An 18,374-nucleotide genomic window follows, 5' to 3' on the forward strand; every position below is an offset into this window, starting at 1 on the left:
GCTCGCGCGGTCACGGCAGCGGCGGCAGGCAACGGACGGCGACCACGTCACCGTCCAGCGTCGACTCCCCGGCGGCGTGGGGGAGCACGAACGTCATGCCCTTGCGCACCGGCACCTCGCCCGCCTTCTCGGTGCGCAGCACGCCGGTGCCGTCGAGGACGACGAGCACGCCGAACGACGCGTGCAGGGACGCGCCGGAGCGCAGGCGTTCCGCGCGGAAGAACTCCGGCCGCCCGAACAGATCCGTGGCGGCGGCCGGGCTCTCGTCGCGGCGGACCAGCTCGCCGAGCCGGTCCGCCCAGCTCCGCCGGTCGACGCAGCGCAGCGCCGTCTCGAAGCCGATACCGAGGTGCCCGCGCGCCTCGTCGTCGAGGAAGTTCCGCCATTCCAGGGTGACCGACAGGTCCGTCGGCTGCTGCAGCTCCACGATGAACACGCCGGCGCCGATCGCGTGTGGCACCCCCGCCGGCACGAACACGGTGTCGCCCGCGCGGACGGTGACGGGGTTCAGGGCGGCCAGCATGGCCTCGCTGTCCTGGCGGGCGACCCAGTCGGTGACCGTGGCTTCGTCCTCGTCCGCGCGGAATCCGATGTGGACGGTCGCGCCCTCCTGGGCGCCGACGACGACCCACGCCTCGGTCTTGCCGTAGCGGGAGCCGTAGTGCGCCGCGGCGAACTCGTTCGACGGGTGGCAGTGCACGGGCAGCCGCTGACCGGCGTCGAGGAGCTTCACGAGCAGCGCGGCGTCGGCGCCGAAGGTCGCGAGGTGGGCGTCGCCGAGCCAGTTCGCGGGGTGTGCGGCGACCGCGTCGCGCAGCAGTTCGCCGTCGGGCAGCGTGGTGAGGCCGGTGGCCTGCTCGCCGTGGCACGTCGTGCAGGACGCGACCCAGTCCTCCGGGCCGAACTCCAGCGGCGGTGTGTCGCCCCGCAGTGCCGCGATCGCCGCGCCGCCGCGGTAGAACCGCATCGGCTGGTTGGCGGGCAGCCGCACCGGTCGCAGGCCGTCTGCGTCTGTCACGGGCCCACCTCTCCTGAGCCGCGGGGGATGAGCCGGACCGGCAGCACGAGCCTGCGTGGCGGTTCGCGGTCACCGTTCAGGCGTGCGAAGAGCAGCTCCGCGGCGGCCTTGCCGAGTTCGGCGGGGTCGAGCGAGACCACGCTGACGGGCGGGCCGAGCAGGTCGGCCAGTTCGAAGTCGTCGAAGCCGACCAGCGCCGGGCGGTGCGTGCCGCCCGCCAGCACGCGCAGCGTCAGCACGGTGATCCGGTTGTTGCCGGTGAGCACGGCGGTGGCGCCGGTCCTGGTCAGCGCGGCGTCCACGGTGTCGGCGGTGTGCGGGCCCATGGCGACCATGCGCTCGTCGAACGGGATGCCGGCGCGGGCACAACCCTCGCGGAAGCCCGCGAGCCGCTCGGTGGCGGTGAAGATCGAGGGCGAGTCGCCGAGGAAGGCGATGCGGGTGTGGCCGTGCGCGGCCAGGTGCGCGACCGCGGCGGCGGCACCGGAGACGTTGTCGACCAGCACGGTGTCCGCGACGACGTCCCCGGCGGGCCGGTCTACGAACACCACGGGCGTGCCGGACGCGATCTCCGGCACGAGGTACCCGTGGCGCGTGCCCGCGGGAATGACGATGAGGCCGTCGACCCGGCGCGCGCAGAACTCGAGCGACAGCTCCCGTTCGCGGTCGGGGTCCTCGCCGGACGAACCGGTGAGCACCTGGCGGCCGTGGCGGCGCGCGACCTCCTCCGCCGCGCGGGTGATGCCGGAGTAGAAGGGGTTCGCGACGTCCTCGAGCACGAGCCCGATGGTGCCCGTCGACGACCCCCTGCGCAGGTTCAACGCCCCGATGTTGCGCCGGAACCCGAGCCGTTCGATGGCGGCGAGGACGCGTTCCGCGGTCTCGGCGTGCACGCCGGGCTCCGCGTTCACGACCCGCGAGACGGTCTTGATGCTGACCCCGGCCAGCCGGGCGACGTCGTTCATCGTCGCTCGGCGCGGAAGCCTGCCACGCGGACTGGACAACGTTGTCATGGTGCCGACCATTCGACACGCGGGGAAGCGGGGTGTCAACCCGACAAGGTTGTCAGGGGCGGGGGCCTGGTGCGCGAGGCCGGGGGTGGCCGCACGCGCACCAGGCTTCCTTCCCCGGCCGGACCACCGCCCGCCCGGGGCGGCGGGAGCGTCGGGCGGTGGTCCGGGGCGGGCCGGTGCCGGTAAGCAGGCAGCGCCTGTGTCCCGCCGTGCCATGAACACGGACGCGGTCACGCTTCGGTTCACTACTCCGCGTCCGAACCTCGCTCCGGTCCGCGCACGGATAGGTTGCGGTCCGTGACCGATACCGAGAACCCGGCGGCAGTCGTCGTCGAGGACGTGCGGAAGGCCTATGGGGATCTCAAAGCCGTCGACGGTGTGTCGCTGACCGTCGCGGAGGGGGAGTTCTTCGGCATTCTGGGGCCCAACGGGGCGGGCAAGACCACTACTTTGGAGATCATCGAGGGGCTCCGCGAACCCGACTCCGGTTCCGTGCGGCTGCTGGGGCAGTCGCCGTGGCCGCGCAACGTGGCGTTGTTGCCGAGGATCGGCGTGCAGCTGCAGGCGTCCGCGTTCTTCGAGAAGCTCACCGCGCGGGAGCAGCTGCGGACGTTCGCCTCCCTGTACGGCGTCAGCGCGACCCGCGCCGACGAGATGCTGGAGCTGGTCGGGTTGACCGACAAGGCGGACACCCGCGAGGACAAGCTCTCCGGCGGGCAGCGGCAGCGGCTGTCGATCGCGTGCGCGCTCATCCACGATCCGGACATCGTGTTCCTCGACGAGCCGACCGCGGCGCTCGACCCGCAGGCACGCCGCAACCTGTGGGACGTGCTGCGCGCCATCCAGGAACGCGGCAAGACGATCCTCTACACGACCCACTACCTCGACGAGGCGGAGATCCTCTGCGACCGGGTCGCGATCATGGACCAGGGCCGGATCCTCGCGATGGCCGCGCCCGCCACGCTCGTCCGCGGCCTGGACGCGCCAACCCGGGTCATCCTCGAACGCGGCTCACTGTCCACATCGGACGCGAACGGCCTGTCGGGCGCCGACGACGTCAGCGAGGACGAGTTGTCGCTCACCATCTCCACGCGCAAGCCCGCCGAGGTCCTGTCCGCACTCGCCGACCGCCGCGCCCTCGCCGGGCTGCAGGTGCGCACGGCGACCCTCGAGGACGTGTTCCTCGACCTGACCGGACGGGAGTACCGGGCATGACAGCGTTCTCCAGCCTCGCGTCGGCGATGGTGAAGATCTTCTACCGGGACAAGGCGACGCTGTTCTTCACGTTCGTCTTCCCGCTGATGTTCCTCGTCGTGTTCGGTCTGCTGTTCCGCGACGCGGGCGAGTCGAGGACCGAGATCGGGGTGGTCGGCGACGGCCCGGTGATCGTCGGCCTCGAGCAGACCGGCGCGCTGGAGCTGAAGCGGTTCGACTCCGTCGACGAGGCCGTGCGGCAGGTGCGTGACGGTGAGCTGCCCGCGATGGTCGCGCAGGACGGCGACGACGTCACGTTCCGGTTCGCGCAGAGCGACCAGACGCAGGCCAGCGTGGTGAGCGGGATCGTGACCGGTGTGGTCAGCCACGTCAACCAGACGGCCACCGGGCAGCAGCCGCGCTACGTGCTGGACGCGGCGAATGTGGAGGACGCCTCGCTCAAGCCGATCCAGTACATCACCCCGGGCATCATGTCGTGGGGTGTCGCGGTGACCGCGGTGTTCGGCGCGGCGCTGACGTTGGTGTCGTGGCGCAAGAAGCAGGTGCTGCGGCGCATCCGGCTCGCACCGGTGTCGCCGCCGACCGTGCTGAGCGCGCGGGTCGTGGTCACGTTCGGCGTCGCGATCGTGCAGGCGCTGGTGTTCGTCGGGGTCGGCCTGCTGCCGGTGTTCGGGCTGAAGCTGACCGGCACGTGGTGGCTCGCGATCCCGGTGTTCCTGCTCGGCATCCTCGCGTTCTTCGCGATCGGCATGCTGGTCGGCGCGTTCTGCAAGACCGAGGAGGCGGCCACCGGCGCGGCGAACATCGTGGTGCTGCCGATGGCGTTCCTGTCGGGCACGTTCTTCCCGATCGACCAGGCGCCGCCGTGGATGCAGTCGGTGTCGAACGTGTTCCCGCTGCGGCACATGAACGACGGCATCATGGACTTCCTGGTGCGCGGCCAGGACGCGAGCGCTCTGGTGGTGCCGTGCCTGGTCCTCACCGGTTTCGTGCTGGTGGTGGGCACGATCGCGGCAAAGGTCTTCCAGTGGGAGGACTAGTGTTGAGCCTGGTTCCAGCGTGATCATGCTCGGTTGTGTGCGGGGGTTTCCCTCCGGGGGGTCCTCGCCGGACGGGCTGATCTCGGGGAGGGGGCCTTCCGGTTCGGGCTTGTTGAGATTTGGCGAGGATGGGTTCTGCCTGCCCTCCCGTCGACCTCCCTCCGGGCTATCACACCGCGTCAAGGGGGCCATCACCTTGGCATGGGGGCTGGTTCGGGCTGGCCCCCTTGACCCGGCGTGATCGGGCTTCGCCAGGTCGACGGGAGGGCAGGCAGGCCGTCTTTGTGGGCTAGCGCCCGGCTTGTGCACGGGGCTGGGGCGCGCAGCGCCCGGGCGGTGCTGTGAAAGGCGCATTACCGGCGTTCAGTGCTGCGAAGGCGCCTTTCGCGGCACTCGGCGATGCCGCGAAGGCGCCCCTCGCAGCACGGTACCCGGCGGATGCCCGCCGGGTGCTGCGAAGCGGGTCTGACCAGGCCGCGCTTGCCGCAGGTCCGGAACAACCGGGTTGACCACCGGTGGATCCAGGTTGAGTGTCCTGAAAGCGTCTTTCAGGGCATGACCTCAGTCCTCGAAGTCGCCCACCGCTTTGCGGACCTTGGCCAGTAGGTCGGTGAGCTGCGTGGTCTGGCGTTCGGTCAGGCCGCGCAGCCCGAAGTCGATGTCGGTGACGGCCGTCGTCGCGGCCTCGCGGCGTTCGCGGCCCGCCTCGGTGATCTCGGCGAGCGTGGTGCGCCGGTCGGTCGGGTGGGGGAGCCGTTTGACGAGGCCGTCGGCCTCGAGGCGGTCGACGATGTTGGTCACGCTCGTCGGGTGCAGCTGCAGCCGCTCGCCCATCACGCGCATGGGCAGGCTGCCGCGCTTGGCGAAGGTCAGCAGCACGAGTGCCTCGTAGCGGGCGAACGTCAGCCCGTGCGGGCGCAGCGCGGCGTCCACAGCGGACTGCAACACCTGCTGGACCCGCATGATGCTGGTGACGGCGGCCATCGTGCCGGACGGTCCGACCTGGCCCTCCCAAAGCTCCGCGGCACGGGCGATCGGGTCGAACGGCAAGGCGCGGTGGCTCATGCCGGTTGAAGTTACCAGTCGGTACCAGCCAGGGTGCCTTCGCACAGTGTCGTGATCGAGAGGAGTCGGTGTGTTACTGGCGTTCAGCGTGGCCCCCGCGGGCGGCGAGTCGGACAGCGTGAGCGCGGCCGTCGCCGAGGCGGTCCGGGTGGTCCGGGAGTCCGGCCTGCCGTGCGAGACGAACTCGATGTTCACCAACATCGAGGGCGAGTGGGACGAGGTCATGGCCGTGGTCAAGCAGGCCGTGGACGTGGTGGCCGCGACGGCGCCGAGGGTCGCGCTCGTGCTCAAGGCCGACATCCGGCCGGGGCACACCGGGCAGATGCGGGCCAAGGTCGAGCGGATCGAGGAGCACCTTGCGGACTAGTTCCCCCGGTCGTGCCAGGATGGACGTGTGACAAGGCCAGATCCACGTCAAACCGCAGCTATGTCGGCCGCTCTGTCCAGGGCGGTGGACCTGTCCGCGCTGAAGGCCAGAGCAGAGGCGACCAACCGGGCCCCCGCGCCCGCACCCGACGGTGCCGCGCCCGTCGCCCCGGCCGGGGGCGGTGGCGCCTTCGTGATCGACGTCACCGAGGCGACCTTCCAGGCCGAGGTGGTCGAGCGGTCGTTGGAGGTGCCGGTCGTCGTCGACCTGTGGGCCGAGTGGTGCGGGCCCTGCAAGCAGCTGTCGCCGGTGCTGGAGCGCCTGGCGGAGGCCGCCAACGGCGCGTGGATCCTCGCGAAGGTGGACGTCGACGCCAACCCGAGGATCGCGCAGGTCTTCGGCGTGCAGTCGATCCCGACCGTCGTCGCGATCGCCGGTGGCCAGCCGGTCGAGGCGTTCCAGGGCGCGCAACCGGAGCCGCAGATCAGGCAGTGGCTCGCGAGCCTGCTGGACGCGCTGCGGGACCGGCTGCCGGGCATCCGCGCCGCGGAGGCCGGTGCGCCCGAGCCCGAGCCGGAGCCGGAGGACCCGCGGTTCGTCGCCGCCGAGACCGCGCTCGAGAACGGCGACTACGACGGCGCCGCGGCCGCCTACCAGAAGATCCTCGACGAGGAGCCCGCGAACGAGCAGGCGAAGGCCGCGCTGGCGCAGGTGAGGTTCCAGGCCAGGGCCGAGGCCGCCGACCCGTCCGTGGTGGTGCGCGCCGACACGTCCCCCGAGGACGTCGACGCCCAGCTCGCCGCCGCGGACGTCGAGATGGCGCAGGGCCAGGTGGAGAAGGCGTTCGACCGGCTGCTGGGTGCGGTCCGGCGCACGTCGGGCAGCGACCGGGACCGGGTGCGCACCCACCTCGTCGAGCTGTTCGGCCTGTTCCCCGCCGACGACCCGGTGGTCGGCAAGGCACGCCGCGACCTGGCAAGCGCCCTGTACTGACCGGAACGCACTGAAGGGGTCCTTCAGCACGGTTGCCCCGTGCCGAAGGACCCCTTCTTTTCGTTCCTTACGAGAACTGCTCCGTGCACGTGCCGGAGCCGTCGAAGTAGCCGCGGCGGAAGGCCTCGACTCGGGCGAAACCGGACTTGACCTGCTTGCCGTTCACGTCGGCGGCGATCAGGCTGTCGTCCTGCAGCAGCTCGGCCACCGCCTCGTCGAGGTCACCGACCGCGATGTGCAGCTTGCCGTCGACCTCGTTCTGGTCCTCGTCGACCGTGGTCTTCGCCCACGCGCCGGTCAGGCACGCCGTCCGCAGGCCCGCGTTCTCGTTCGCCAGGTCCGCGCCCACCTGCTTCTGGATCGCGAGCGTGTACCGGGACGCGATCTCCGCGAACGCCGCGAAGTCACCGATGCCCGCGCCGTCGACGTTGGGCTGGCCACCCTCGGCAGGTGCCTTCGCGATCTGCTGCAGCTTCTCGACGTCGATGCCGACGATGTTCTCCTCCGCGCAGTACGTCGCGGGTGACGTCGCCTCGCCCTGGCTGCACTTCGAGCCGTTGTCGGTGATCTCCGGCTGCTCGGCGCCGTTCTCCTTGAACGCCTCGTCCAGGCTGTCCTGCAGCAGGCCGAGGTTCTTCTCCGTCAGGTCGACGTTGCCGTCCACCTGCTCGTCCTTCTCGCTGCGCTCCGCCTCCGCGATACGGCCATCGATCTCCTCGGAGTCCATCTCCGCGCACCGCTTGGGGTCCTTGGTGAATCCCTCCTGGAACGCGTAGACCCGGTCGAACGCGAGGCCGTGCGCGCCCTCGGTCATGTGGTCGTAGCCCGCGGGGTCGCGGATGGAGAACAGGGTGGCGAGGATCTGGTTCAGGCCCTCACCGGTGTTGAGCTGGAAGTGCTTGGCCTTGTCCTCGGCCACGTAGCGCATGAAGTTGCCCATGTAGCAGTCCGCCTGCTGCTCCCGCACGATCGTCGGGGTGGACTGGCTCATGTTGCTCTTCTCGCCGAGGCGGAACTGCACGGCGTGCCCCATCTCGTGGGCCAGCACGCCCACCACCGAGATCGGGTCGAACGTGTCCGCCAGCGCGGGCAGCAGCACGCCGCGGTCCCACGCGATCATGTCCTCGCCGCCGCCACCGCAGTAGAAGGCGTTCTGGAAGTCCTTGGTGGTCGTGCCGCACAACGTCAACGGCTCGCCCTCGGAGTCGTAGGACACCAGGCGCTCGATGTGGGTGAACTTCTCGCCGTCGAAGTGCTTCGGCAGCTGTTCGTCCCAGTAGTCGTACAGGTCGGCGACCGCGTTGAGCGCCAGCCGGTCCATCTCGCCGCCGTCGGAGTTCTCCACCTCCAGGTCGGCGTCCGGCACGCCCTCCCGCGCCCCGGTCGGCCCGTCGGTCACCTCGAGCCCCCCGGCGTCGGTGGTGTCGATGCCCCCCTCGACGGTCGGGTTGCCCGCGACCGTCTGGCCGCACCCCCCGAGCTGCCCCACCATCACGGCGACGGCGGCGAGGGTGAGTCCCACCCGTACCCGCGTACCTCGCACTCCCACGCTGTTCCCCGTTCACTAACCGTCTTGACTGACCGGAACCCTACTGGGCCGATCAGGTGCACGTACGGGGAACCGACAGCCAGACAAACCGGACGTCAGTCACAGCTCGCAGGCGTTCACACCCTGTAGCGCGCCGGTCCGGAACAGCGACACCCGGTCGAAGCCGGTCGCCACCGCGTCGCCCTTGGCGTCGCGGCCGGGGTAGTCGAACCGCAGCAGCACCTGGATCGCCTCGTCCAGGTCGCCCGGCGACAGCGAGAAGCCTTCCTGCCTGGTGATCAGCGTGCCGGTGTACGCGCCGGTCAGGCACAGCAGCTCGCGCTGCGCGTCCTCGCCCTCGAGTGGTTTCCCGAGCGCGGCGAGCGCCGCCATGCTGTACCGCGACGCGAGGATCGTGCCGGTCGCGTAGTCGCCGATCTCGGTGTGCAGCTCCGGCAGCTCGTCACCGACGGCCACGTCGATCTCGCCGGCGTCCGCGCAGTACGCGATGGGGCCCTGGTCGGACTGCGCGCACTCCGGTGACGCGTCCGACGTCCTCACCTCCGGGGTCTGCCACTGCTTGCCGCGATCGGCGACCGTGGCCTTGTAGAAGGCCTCCAGGTCGGGCGTGATGCTCGTCAGGAGCTGTTCGAACGGCAGGTTGCCGCCGCGTTCGGCGTCGTCCGCGGACAGGAAGCCGCGCTGGGTGAACGTGCGGTTCTCCACGCTCATGTCCTTGCACAGGTCGACACCCTGGTCGTAGCCGTCCTGGAAGGCGGACACCCGGTCGAACGCGTCGCCGTGCGCGTCCTGGTCGGACTGCTCGGTGCCGACCGGGTCGCGGAACATCACCAGCGCCTCCATGGCCGTGTCCAGGCGGTCCTTGGAGATCGTCAGGTGCTCGGCCTCGCCGTCGGCGACCCAGCGCACGAACGCGCCCGCGTAGCAGTCGGCCTGTGCCTCGATGAGGATCGTCGGGTACTTCTCGGGGTTGCTGCGCTGTTCGGCGATGGACAGCCCGGTCCGCCGCTGCACGGCGTGGCCCATCTCGTGCGCCAGCACGAACATGACGGCGGCCTCGCCGAACTTCTCCTTCAGCACGGGCAGCAGCGCGGCCCGGTCCCACGCGATGACGTCCTCGGTCGGGCAGTAGAACGCGTTGCCCTCGACGTCCGAGGCGCGCCGCGTGCACGGCGGCGCCTTCGCGTCGTCGTCCGCCGTGTCGACCGAGTAGTAGCCGCCCTCGAGGTCCTCCCACTGTTCGTCGAACGCGGCGGGGAACGTGCCCTCCCAGAACTGCCCGACGTCGGTGATGACGGTCGCGGCGAGCCGGTCGATCTCGCCGCCGTCGGTGTTGTGCACGAACGACGGGTCGACGCCGCCCTGCCCGCCGGGGTCCTCCGTCACGACCGAGTCGCCGTTGGTCGGGACACCGGCCACCGTGGTGGTGCATGCCGTCACCGCGAGCAGCGTCGGCACGATCAGGGCGAGGGCGGGTCGCAGGCGCACGCTTCCAGTGTGCCGTTCTTCAGGTGTCGCTGTCGTGAGTACGGCGCATTCCTGTCATCGCGACCAGTGCGACCAGCGCCTGCGCGCACGCGGCCGCGTACAGCGCACCCGCGGGCGCACCGTCGTCGACCAGCCGCCCGGCGACGGTCGTGCCGATGCCGAAACCCGCCCACATCACGCTGAACACCCACGCGAACGCCTCGATCCGCTGCCCTTCGGGGGTCGCGTCGCCGATCAGCACCTGCTGCAGGGTCTCCACGGGCCCGGTGACCAGCCCGTACACCACGTACGCGACGGCCAGGAGCACCACCCCGGCGAACCCGCCGGTCGCGAGCACGAGCGCGCCGCCCGTGTGCAGCACCACCAGCTGCGTCCTGGCCCTTCCCGGCCAGCCGCGCGCCCCGTACGCGATGCCGCTGACGACCGCCCCGAGCGCAAGTGCGCTGGTGAACACCCCGGCGGTGCCCCGCCCGGACGCGGCGGCCACGGCGGCGACCTCCAGACAGCCGAACGCGAAGGTGTCGAGCACGATCATGCCGAGCAGCAGCCGGACCCGGCCGAGGGCGAGCGGTCCGAAGAAGCCGCGGGTGGCCGCGGTCTCGCCGCGTGTGCCGCGGAGCGTGGGGGAGAGGGCGACGAGCAGGTCGCCGACCACCTTGACGCCGCCGGTGACCGCGACGGTGGCCGGTGCGGGCACGAACAGCAGCAGCCCGCCCGCGATCATCGGGCCGGTGAGGAAGGTGGCGGTGTTCAGCGCGGCGTCGAACGCGTACGCCGTGGGCAGCCGTTCCTCGGGGACGATCGTGGGCCAGAGCCCGCGGACGACCGGTCCGGCGGGCGGGACGGTGATCCCGAGCGCGGCCGCCCCGAGGCACAGCACGGTGATCGGTGCCGCGGTCAGGAGCCCGGCCAGCAGGCCCGCCCACGCGACGGTGTGCGTGGCGAGCAGCGTGAGCAGCACACGCCGGGGTTCGTGCCGGTCGGCGAGGCGGCCCCGCACGGGCCCGGCGACCGAGTTGGCCACCGCGAAGACCATGAGGACCACACCCGCCGCGGCGTAGCCGTACCGCTGCGTGGTCGCGACCAGCAGCGACAGGTTGAACATGGACGTGGAGACGCGCGACAGCAGCACGGACGCGGTCAGCCTGCCGACCCCCGGAATCGTGAGCAGGTCGCGATATCGGCGCACGCGCCAGGCTACCGAGCGTCCCGAATGCGTCCTTCGGGGCAGGTCAGGCCTCGGGGGCCAGCCAGAGCACGCCCATCGGCGGGAGTTGCAGCAGTGCCGACGCGGGCTGGCCGTGCCACGGCTGGTCGACCGCCGCCACGGTGCCCATGTTGCCCCAGCCGGAGCCGCCGTAGCCCTGGGCGTCGGTGTTCAGCACCTCGCGCCAGTGGCCCGTGAACGGAAGGCCCACCCGGTAGTTCTCGTGGGGGTTGCCCGCGAAGTTCGCGATGCACGCCAGCACTTCGTTCGGCGCGTTCGGGTCGAACCGCAGGAAGCTCACGACGTTGTTGGCCGAGTCGTTCGCGTCGATCCAGTGGAAGCCCTCTGGCCGGTGGTCCGCCATGTAGAGGGCCGGCTGCCCGCGGTAGGTGTGGTTCAGGTCCGCCACCAGCCGCTGGATGCCCGCGTGCAGCGGCGACTCCAGCAGGTGCCAGTCCAGCGACCGGCTCTCCGACCACTCGGCGGGCTGGCCGAACTCGCCGCCCATGAACAGCAGTTGCTTGCCGGGGTGCGCCCACATGAACGCGAGCAGCGACCGCAGGCCGGCCGCCTTGTTCCAGTCGTCGCCGGGCATGCGGGTCCACAGTGAACCCTTGCCGTGCACGACCTCGTCGTGGGACAGCGGCAGCACGAAGTTCTCGCTCCACGCGTACATCAGCGAGAACGTCAGCTCGTTGTGGTGGTAGGACCGGTGCACGGGGTCGTGGCCGACGTAGCTGAGCGTGTCGTGCATCCAGCCCATGTTCCACTTGAACCCGAACCCCAGACCGCCGAGGTGGGTCGGCCGGGTGACGCCGGGCCACGCGGTGGACTCCTCGGCGATCATGACCGCACCCGGGTGGTGCTTGTACACCGTCGCGTTCAGCTCCTGCAGGAACCGGACCGCGTCCAGGTTCTCGCGCCCGCCGTGGACGTTCGGCAGCCACTCGCCTTCCTTGCGCGAGTAGTCCAGGTACAGCATCGAGGCGACCGCGTCCACGCGCAGGCCGTCGATGTGGAACTCCTCGAGCCAGTACAGGGCGTTGGCGACGAGGAAGTTGCGGACCTCGGTGCGGCCGAAGTCGAACACGAACGTGCCCCAGTCCGGCTGCTCGCCGCGGCGTGGGTCGCCGTGCTCGTACAGGGGCGTGCCGTCGAAACGGGCCAGGGCCCAGGCGTCCCGAGGGAAGTGCGCGGGGACCCAGTCCATGATCACGCCGATGCCGCGCCGGTGGAGCGCGTCGACCAGGTGCCGGAACTCGTCCGGCGACCCGAACCGCGCGGTCGGCGCGTAGTACGACGTGACCTGGTAACCCCATGAGCCGCCGAACGGGTGCTCGGCCACCGGCAGCAGCTCGACGTGCGTGAAACCGTTGTCCACCACGTAGTCCGTGAGCTGCTCCGCCAGCTCGCGGTAGCCGAGGCCGGGCCGCCACGACCCCAGGTGCACCTCGTAGACGCTCATCGGCGCCGACACCCACTCGGTCGCGTCCCGGCGGGCGAGCCACTCGTCGTCGGACCAGACGTGGGCCGACAGGGTCACGCGGGACGCGGTCGCGGGCGGCACCTCCGTCGAGAACGCCATGGGGTCGGCCTTCTCGTGCCAGTTGCCGTCGGGGCCGAGGATGCGGAACTTGTAGCAGGTGCCGGGCGGCAGGCCGGGGACGAACAGCTCCCACACGCCGGACGACCCGAGCGAGCGCATGGGGTTCGCGCGGCCGTCCCAGCCGTCGAAGTCGCCGCACACCCGCACACCGCGCGCGTTCGGCGCCCACACCGCGAACGACGTGCCCGCCACGACACCCTCGGGGGTCTCGTAGGAACGGACGTGGGCGCCGAGGACCTGCCACAGCTTCTCGTGCCTGCCCTCACCGAACAGGTGCAGGTCCAGCTCGCCGAGCGTCGGCAGCCAGCGGTACGGGTCGTCGACGACGACCGGGTCGCTGCCGTAGTCGACCTCGAACCTGTAGGCGCCCGGGTTGTCCGCGAGGACACCGGCGAACACCCCGTCGGCGACCTCGTCCAGCGGCGTGCGGTCGCCGTTCGCCACCACCGCCACGGCCTTCGCGCCGGGGCGGTAGGCACGGGCGACCGTGGTGCCCGAGTGGTCGGAATGCAGACCCAGCACCGAGTGCGGGTCGTGGTGCGCGCCGGCGAGCAGCCGGCGCAGGTCGTCGGCGGGGGGCATGCCCGGGTTCGCGTTCATCGTCCTTCATTCTGCCGCTGACCCGGGTGACGTGCTCATCAACCCTGGGCGATGTAGGACTCCAGCTGTTCCCGGTCCGACTCGAGCTGTTGGATCCGGCTCTTCACGACGTCACCGATGCTCACGATGCCGACGAGCCTGCCGTCGTCGACCACCGGCATGTGCCGGATCCGGCGCTCGGTCATGATCGCGGCGAGGCTGTCGACGCCCTCGTTCGGGGTGCACGTGACCACCTGCGTGGTCATGATCTCCTCGACCGGCGCCGTGAGCAGCTCCGCTCCGCGCTCGTCCAGCCGCCGCACGACGTCCCGTTCTGACACGATCCCGATGACCTCACCCGCCTCCGACAGGACGACCATCGCACCGACGTTGTGCCGGGCCAGATCCTCGAGCAACCCGGTGACCGACACCCTGGGCGGCACCGTGGCCACCTCGGAACCCTTGCTGCGCAACAAGTCCGCGACCCGCATGTGACACCCCGCATCTCTCCGGCGTGTTGGCCATCGGCGTTGATGACCATTTGATCCCAGGCTAACCACGGGTCGCGGTGGCCGCTAGACGGCGTTTCAGCCGCCCCCCGAGCGCACCGAAGGACCCCTTCGGCACGCTCAGCGCACTGAAGGGGTCCATCAGCACTGGCGGTCAGGCGCGGCGCTGGATCGCGGCCAGGGGGATCTCCAGCCAGTCCGGGCGGTTGTTGTGCTCGTAGCGGACCTCGTAGACCGCCTTGTCCAGCTCCAGCGCGCGCAGCAGCACGGCGTGGTCGTCGGGGTCCTCGCCGACCTCGGCGTAGCCCGCGCGGAACGCCGCCCGGTTGCGGTCCGACCACTCCGTGGCGCGCGTCAGGCGCTGACGGTCGTCCTGCGGGTCGTCGTTGCCCGGGAGCAGGTGGAACGCCGCGTAGTCGAACGAGCGCAGCATGCCCGCCACGTCCCGCAGCGGTGACCTGGGGATCGCGCGTTGCGCCGGGGTCGCGCCCGGCTCGCCCTCGAAGTCGATCAGCACCCAGCCCGCCGTGGTGCGCAGGACCTGGCCGAGGTGCAGGTCGCCGTGGATCTGGTGGACGGTCACCGGGGTGGTGATCGCGCGGACCGCGTCGAAGGCGGCGCGCAGCGACGCCTCCTCGGCGGCCAGCGCGGGCACCTCGGACAGGACCACGTCCAGCCGGGCGTGCATGGCGTCCGCTTCCTCGGCCAGCGCCTCCTGGCCGACGCGCCGCACGCCCGTCGCCTCCGCGAGCGCCCTGTGGACCTCCGCCACGGCAGCGCCCAGCCTGCCCGCCTCGCCCGCGAAGTCGCCGCCCACCTCGTCGGCGTGCAGGTCGCCCTCCGCGAGCAGGTCGCGGACGCTCGCCGTCGCCGTCGCCCAGCCCTCCACCGCGTCGGGCAGGAACCGTTGCGCGAAGCCGAGCACGACCGGCTCTTGTGGACGGTCGTCGGTCAGCACACCCAGCGGGGCCGCGATGTGCGGGTTGCCCGCCAACGCCCGGTGCAGGTCCACGTCCCGGCTCCGGCCCGGCTCCGGCTGCCGGTACAGCTTCAGGATCGCGTTCCCGAACACCAGCGACGTGTTGCTCTGCTCGACGCCGATCAGCCGGGGCCGGGCCCCCGGGCGGACCGACGGGTCCGCCTCGAACCGCAGCCCCGCCACGGTTCCCCGCTCCAGGAGCAGGTCCAGCAGCCTGCCCATCAGGTCCGGGTCCTGGGGCGCGTCGTACACGGTCCGGCCGTCCAGCCTGCCGATCACCGCGTGCGCGAGCGTGTCGTGCTCACCCTCGCGCACCCCGAACAGCAGCTGGTACGGGTCGCCGTCGTCCACCGACACCATGGCGTGCACCAGTGCCGGGTCGCCGTCGATCAGCACCGACGAGCGCAGCGTGCGTGCCGAGGAGACCGCGCGGCCCTTCGTGCGGAAGAAACGCTGCCCGACGAGCCACCGTAACAACTCCGCGCCGAGGTCCTCGGCCAGTTCGGCAGGTCGGATCACCGTCACGGGGTCTCGCCTTCGTCGGATTCGGAGGTGAGCTGGAACCAGTAGAACCCGTGCCCGGGCAGCGTCAGCAGGTACGGCAGCTCGCCGACCGCCGGGAACCGCACGCCGCCCGTCAGCTCCACCGGCACCCGGCCCGCGTGCTCGGACAGGTTCAGCTCGACCGGCTGCGGGAAGCGGGACAGGTTGTTGACGCAGATGACCAGGTCCTCCGGGTGCTCGCCGTCCGCGGGCAGGTGCCGCAGGTAGGCCAGCACGCTCGGGTTCGACGAACCCAGCTCCACGAACTCGCCGAGGCCGAACGCCGGGTGCTCGCGCCGCACCTGCAGCATCCGCCGCGTCCAGTGCAGCAGCGACGACGTGTTGTTCAGCTGTGCCTCGACGTTCACCGCCTGGTAGCCGTACACCGGGTCGGCGATCACCGGCAGGTACAGCCGCCCGGGGTCGCAGCGCGAGAAGCCCGCGTTGCGGTCCGGCGACCACTGCATCGGCGTGCGGACCGCGTCGCGGTCGCCGAGCCAGATGTTGTCGCCCATGCCGATCTCGTCGCCGTAGTACAGCACCGGGGAGCCCGGCAGCGACAGCAGCATGGCCGTGAACAGCTCCATCTGGTTGTCGTCGTTGTCGAGCAGGGGCGCCAGGCGCCGCCGGATGCCGATGTTGGCCTTCATCCGGGGGTCCTTGGCGTACTCGGAGTACATGTAGTCGCGTTCTTCGTCCGTGACCATCTCGAGCGTCAGCTCGTCGTGGTTGCGCAGGAAGATGCCCCACTGCGCGCCGGACGGGATCGGCGGCGTCTGCGCCAGGATCTCCGAGATCGGGAAGCGCGACTCCCGCCGCACGGCCATGAAGATCCGCGGCATCAGCGGGAAGTGGAACGCCATGTGGCACTCGTCGCCGCCCGTGGCCGGGTCACCGAAGTACGCGACGACGTCCGCGGGCCACTGGTTGGCCTCCGCGAGCAGCACCCGGCCCGGGTACTCGTCGTCGACGACCTTGCGGCAGCGCTTCAGGAACTCGTGCGTGCGCGGCAGGTTCTCGCAGTTGGTGCCCTCCTCCTCGAAGAGGTAGGGGACCGCGTCGAGGCGGAAGCCGTCGATGCCCAGGTCCAGCCAGAACCGCAGGACGTCGATCATCGCGTCCCCGACCTCGGGGTTCTCGTAGTTGAGGTCGGGCTGGTGGGAGAAGAACCGGTGCCAGTAGAACTGGCCGCGCACCGGGTCGTAGGTCCAGTTGGACGACTCCGTGTCGACGAAGATGATCCGCGCGTCCGGGTACGCCTCGTCGGAGTCGGACCAGACGTAGTAGTCGCCGTACGGGCCGTCCGGGTGCTGCCGCGACTCCTGGAACCACGGGTGCGCGTCGGACGTGTGGTTCAGCACCAGGTCGGTGATCACCCGCAGGCCGCGGCGGTGGGCCTGGTCGAGCAGGTACACGAAGTCCTCGACGGTGCCGAACTCCGGCAGCACCGCGCGGAAGTCGGAGATGTCGTAGCCGCCGTCGCGCAGCGGGGACGCGTAGAACGGCGGCAGCCAGAGGCAGTCGACGCCCAGCCACTGCAGGTAGTCCAGCTTGTCGGCGAGACCGCGCAGGTCGCCGGTGCCGTCGTTGGTGAAGTCGTTGAAGGCGCGGACCAGCACCTCGTAGAAGACCGCGGTCTTGTACCAGTCCGGTTGCTTCGGTGCGGATCTCGCGTGCCGGAAGTCGTCCGCGTTCGGCTCGACGAGGTGACCGTCGGCGGTGACGGCCTCTCCCGTGTGTGGCACTCCTTCGAGCCCCAGGCCGGCGTCCGGACGCATGGTGTCCGGCGCGACCTCCGGCGTATCGGTCATTCCCGCACCTTTACTTGGTCAGCACTTACCCCAACAGCCTTTGTAGGGGTTGCGGATCATGGTGCCAGGTTCCTCGCAACCCCACTCTCCATGGTCACCGCTGCGACCGCATCGTGCACGACGCGGGCGCCGTTCCCGTGTGGGAAACGGCGCCCGTGCCGGTGTTGGTTATGCGCGGTAGGCCGCGTACTGCGTCTGCATGCGGGACTTCTGGCCCGGGGTGAACTGGTTGTAGCAACTGTCGTAGCTGTAGTCCATGTAGTTGTGGATCGGGTCGACACCCGCCGACGCGCAGGTGTCCTTGCCCGCGGGGCAGCCGGTGGTCGACGTGCGCTGCGCCGGGGTGTCGGCAACGTAGTCGTTGTTCCTGCTGCAACCACCCTGGAACGTGTGGTACAGCCCGAGCCAGTGGCCGGTCTCGTGCGTGGCGGTCTTGCCCTGGTTGTAGTTGGCGATCGGGCCGCCCGGCAGCGAGCCCCACTGGATCACGACGCCGTCCAGCTCCGGGTCGGCGGCGTACCACGACGGGAAGGTCGCGTAGCCGAGGTAGCCGGTGTTGGTGGACCAGATGTTCAGCACGCCCGCGTCACCCTCGTGCGTGGCGGTCTTCATCGCGGCCTCACCGGAGGCGCTGTCGGGGTCGTTGAACCAGGCGTCGTTCTGCCAGCGGCGGACCGTCTGGAGGGTGAACTGGAACTCGGTGTTCGCGGCCTGCGACGACTCGCCGCCCGCGAAGTCCTGGTTCATCTCGGCGATCTGGGCGTTGATCTGGGTGTCGGACACGTTGCCCGTGCCGTCCGAGCCGTACACGACGTGGAACACGACCGGGATCGTGGTGACGGCCTGGAGCTGGACGTCGCCACCGCGGGCCGCGAGCCGTGCCCTGGCCTCCTTCTCGGCCGCGGCGGCCTCCTTCGCGGAGACCTCGTTGCGCTCGTGGAGCCCGTGGTCGTGCTCACCGGGACGGACACGCGCGGCCGAGCCCTCATCGGTCGCGCACTCGACGCCGGCGATGTCGGAGTGGGTGCTGGGCGCGGCGACCACGGACGCCGCGGGCAGCACCGCGAACGCGGCCGCGGACATGGCGAACGCGGCGAGCGCCACGGTGGTTCTTCTCGGGGACATACACGTACCTCTCAGCAGGGGGCGTGACCCATGCACGTCACGCCATGCATCGGACCGTACGTCCTGCGCGACCACAGAGAAAGTCCTTGTCACACAAGGAATCCCAGGTGACAATTACCGGTTTTCACGCGAGTCGCGCCCCCGAACAGCGCGAGTCGCGTTCCCTGGCATACCGAGTTGTGGGTTTCGTGGATGTCCGCGGGGGCGCCGGATGCTCGCAAACGACGCCAGGATGTGCGCGGGGGCGCGGGAGGACCTGTCTGTTGT

Annotated in this window: 15 protein-coding genes; 4 read left to right on the forward strand and 11 right to left on the reverse strand. The window is 70.7% G+C overall.

Annotation, left to right across the window (positions count from 1 at the left end; translation table 11 throughout):
• Positions 1-10: 10 nt before the first annotated feature.
• Together ACIBVP_RS32125 and ACIBVP_RS32130 are read right to left on the reverse strand one after the other, a co-directional pair.
• Positions 11-967: a class I mannose-6-phosphate isomerase gene (locus ACIBVP_RS32125; RefSeq protein ID WP_396110381.1), complete on the reverse strand. Its 957-nt coding sequence runs from the start codon at positions 965-967 to the stop codon at positions 11-13.
• A gap of 47 nt (positions 968-1,014) precedes the next feature.
• On the reverse strand, positions 1,015-1,983 hold the full coding sequence (locus ACIBVP_RS32130; protein ID WP_396110154.1) for a LacI family DNA-binding transcriptional regulator: 969 nt from the start codon (positions 1,981-1,983) through the stop codon (positions 1,015-1,017).
• Positions 1,984-2,328: 345 nt separating this feature from the next.
• On the opposite strand from ACIBVP_RS32130, the gene ACIBVP_RS32135 reads away from it, so the two are divergent.
• Together ACIBVP_RS32135 and ACIBVP_RS32140 are read left to right on the forward strand one after the other, a co-directional pair.
• Entirely contained in the window at positions 2,329-3,246 is a 918-nt protein-coding gene (locus ACIBVP_RS32135; RefSeq protein WP_396110155.1) for an ABC transporter ATP-binding protein, read from the forward strand.
• On the forward strand, positions 3,243-4,286 hold the full coding sequence (locus ACIBVP_RS32140) for an ABC transporter permease (RefSeq protein ID WP_396110156.1): 1,044 nt from the start codon (positions 3,243-3,245) through the stop codon (positions 4,284-4,286). The genes ACIBVP_RS32135 and ACIBVP_RS32140 overlap by 4 nt, the downstream gene beginning before the upstream one ends.
• Before the next feature lie 561 nt (positions 4,287-4,847).
• Here ACIBVP_RS32140 and ACIBVP_RS32145 read toward each other — a convergent pair.
• Entirely contained in the window at positions 4,848-5,351 is a 504-nt protein-coding gene (locus ACIBVP_RS32145) for a MarR family winged helix-turn-helix transcriptional regulator (RefSeq protein ID WP_396110157.1), read from the reverse strand.
• 70 nt (positions 5,352-5,421) lie between these two features.
• On the opposite strand from ACIBVP_RS32145, the gene ACIBVP_RS32150 reads away from it, so the two are divergent.
• Positions 5,422-5,718, forward strand: a complete 297-nt coding sequence (locus tag ACIBVP_RS32150; RefSeq protein WP_396110158.1) for an MTH1187 family thiamine-binding protein — start codon at positions 5,422-5,424, stop codon at positions 5,716-5,718.
• A 60-nt stretch (positions 5,719-5,778) separates the two neighbouring features.
• Positions 5,779-6,711 (forward strand): tetratricopeptide repeat protein, encoded by a 933-nt coding sequence (locus tag ACIBVP_RS32155; protein WP_396110159.1) that lies wholly within the window; start codon positions 5,779-5,781, stop codon positions 6,709-6,711.
• Positions 6,712-6,778: 67 nt separating this feature from the next.
• Here the strand turns inward: ACIBVP_RS32155 and ACIBVP_RS32160 are convergent, their stop codons facing one another.
• The 8 genes from ACIBVP_RS32160 to ACIBVP_RS32195 all read right to left on the reverse strand — a co-directional run bounded on the left by ACIBVP_RS32160 (position 6,779) and on the right by ACIBVP_RS32195 (position 18,107).
• Positions 6,779-8,233: an aminopeptidase gene (locus ACIBVP_RS32160; protein WP_396110160.1), complete on the reverse strand. Its 1,455-nt coding sequence runs from the start codon at positions 8,231-8,233 to the stop codon at positions 6,779-6,781.
• Positions 8,234-8,359: 126 nt separating this feature from the next.
• Positions 8,360-9,748 carry a neutral zinc metallopeptidase gene (locus ACIBVP_RS32165; protein ID WP_396110161.1) on the reverse strand — a complete coding sequence of 463 codons (1,389 nt, stop codon included), beginning with the start codon at positions 9,746-9,748 and terminating at the stop codon, positions 8,360-8,362.
• A 19-nt stretch (positions 9,749-9,767) separates the two neighbouring features.
• Entirely contained in the window at positions 9,768-10,937 is a 1,170-nt protein-coding gene (locus ACIBVP_RS32170) for an MFS transporter (protein ID WP_396110162.1), read from the reverse strand.
• Positions 10,938-10,980: 43 nt separating this feature from the next.
• The gene (gene glgB / locus ACIBVP_RS32175) at positions 10,981-13,161 is read right to left on the reverse strand and encodes a 1,4-alpha-glucan branching protein GlgB (RefSeq protein ID WP_396110163.1); all 2,181 of its coding nucleotides are present in this window, start codon (positions 13,159-13,161) and stop codon (positions 10,981-10,983) included.
• Positions 13,162-13,199: 38 nt separating this feature from the next.
• Entirely contained in the window at positions 13,200-13,631 is a 432-nt protein-coding gene (locus ACIBVP_RS32180; protein WP_396110164.1) for a CBS domain-containing protein, read from the reverse strand.
• A gap of 172 nt (positions 13,632-13,803) precedes the next feature.
• Complete coding sequence (locus ACIBVP_RS32185) at positions 13,804-15,153, reverse strand: aminoglycoside phosphotransferase (protein WP_396110165.1); 1,350 nt, start codon at positions 15,151-15,153, stop codon at positions 13,804-13,806.
• Positions 15,150-16,982 (reverse strand): maltose alpha-D-glucosyltransferase, encoded by a 1,833-nt coding sequence (treS, locus tag ACIBVP_RS32190; protein ID WP_396110166.1) that lies wholly within the window; start codon positions 16,980-16,982, stop codon positions 15,150-15,152. The genes ACIBVP_RS32185 and treS overlap by 4 nt, the downstream gene beginning before the upstream one ends.
• A 168-nt stretch (positions 16,983-17,150) precedes the next feature.
• On the reverse strand, positions 17,151-18,107 hold the full coding sequence (locus ACIBVP_RS32195) for a zinc metalloprotease (RefSeq protein ID WP_396110167.1): 957 nt from the start codon (positions 18,105-18,107) through the stop codon (positions 17,151-17,153).
• Between the last annotated feature and the right edge of the window lie 267 nt (positions 18,108-18,374).

The sequence above is a fragment of the Actinophytocola sp. NPDC049390 genome (genome assembly GCF_044466355.1).
Classification (GTDB): domain Bacteria; phylum Actinomycetota; class Actinomycetes; order Mycobacteriales; family Pseudonocardiaceae; genus Actinophytocola.

Bases quoted from the DNA above. Each gene is read 5' to 3' on its own strand.
- ACIBVP_RS32125 (WP_396110381.1), bottom strand. From the start codon at position 967: ATGCGGTTCTACCGCGGCGGCGCGGCGATCGCGGCACTGCGGGGCGAC.
- ACIBVP_RS32130 (WP_396110154.1), bottom strand. From the start codon at position 1,983: ATGAACGACGTCGCCCGGCTGGCCGGGGTCAGCATCAAGACCGTCTCG.
- ACIBVP_RS32140 (WP_396110156.1), top strand. From the start codon at position 3,243: ATGACAGCGTTCTCCAGCCTCGCGTCGGCGATGGTGAAGATCTTCTAC.
- ACIBVP_RS32145 (WP_396110157.1), bottom strand. From the start codon at position 5,351: ATGAGCCACCGCGCCTTGCCGTTCGACCCGATCGCCCGTGCCGCGGAG.
- ACIBVP_RS32155 (WP_396110159.1), top strand. From the start codon at position 5,779: ATGTCGGCCGCTCTGTCCAGGGCGGTGGACCTGTCCGCGCTGAAGGCC.
- glgB (WP_396110163.1), bottom strand. From the start codon at position 13,161: ATGAACGCGAACCCGGGCATGCCCCCCGCCGACGACCTGCGCCGGCTG.
- ACIBVP_RS32180 (WP_396110164.1), bottom strand. From the start codon at position 13,631: ATGCGGGTCGCGGACTTGTTGCGCAGCAAGGGTTCCGAGGTGGCCACG.
- treS (WP_396110166.1), bottom strand. From the start codon at position 16,982: ATGACCGATACGCCGGAGGTCGCGCCGGACACCATGCGTCCGGACGCC.
- ACIBVP_RS32195 (WP_396110167.1), bottom strand. From the start codon at position 18,107: ATGTCCCCGAGAAGAACCACCGTGGCGCTCGCCGCGTTCGCCATGTCC.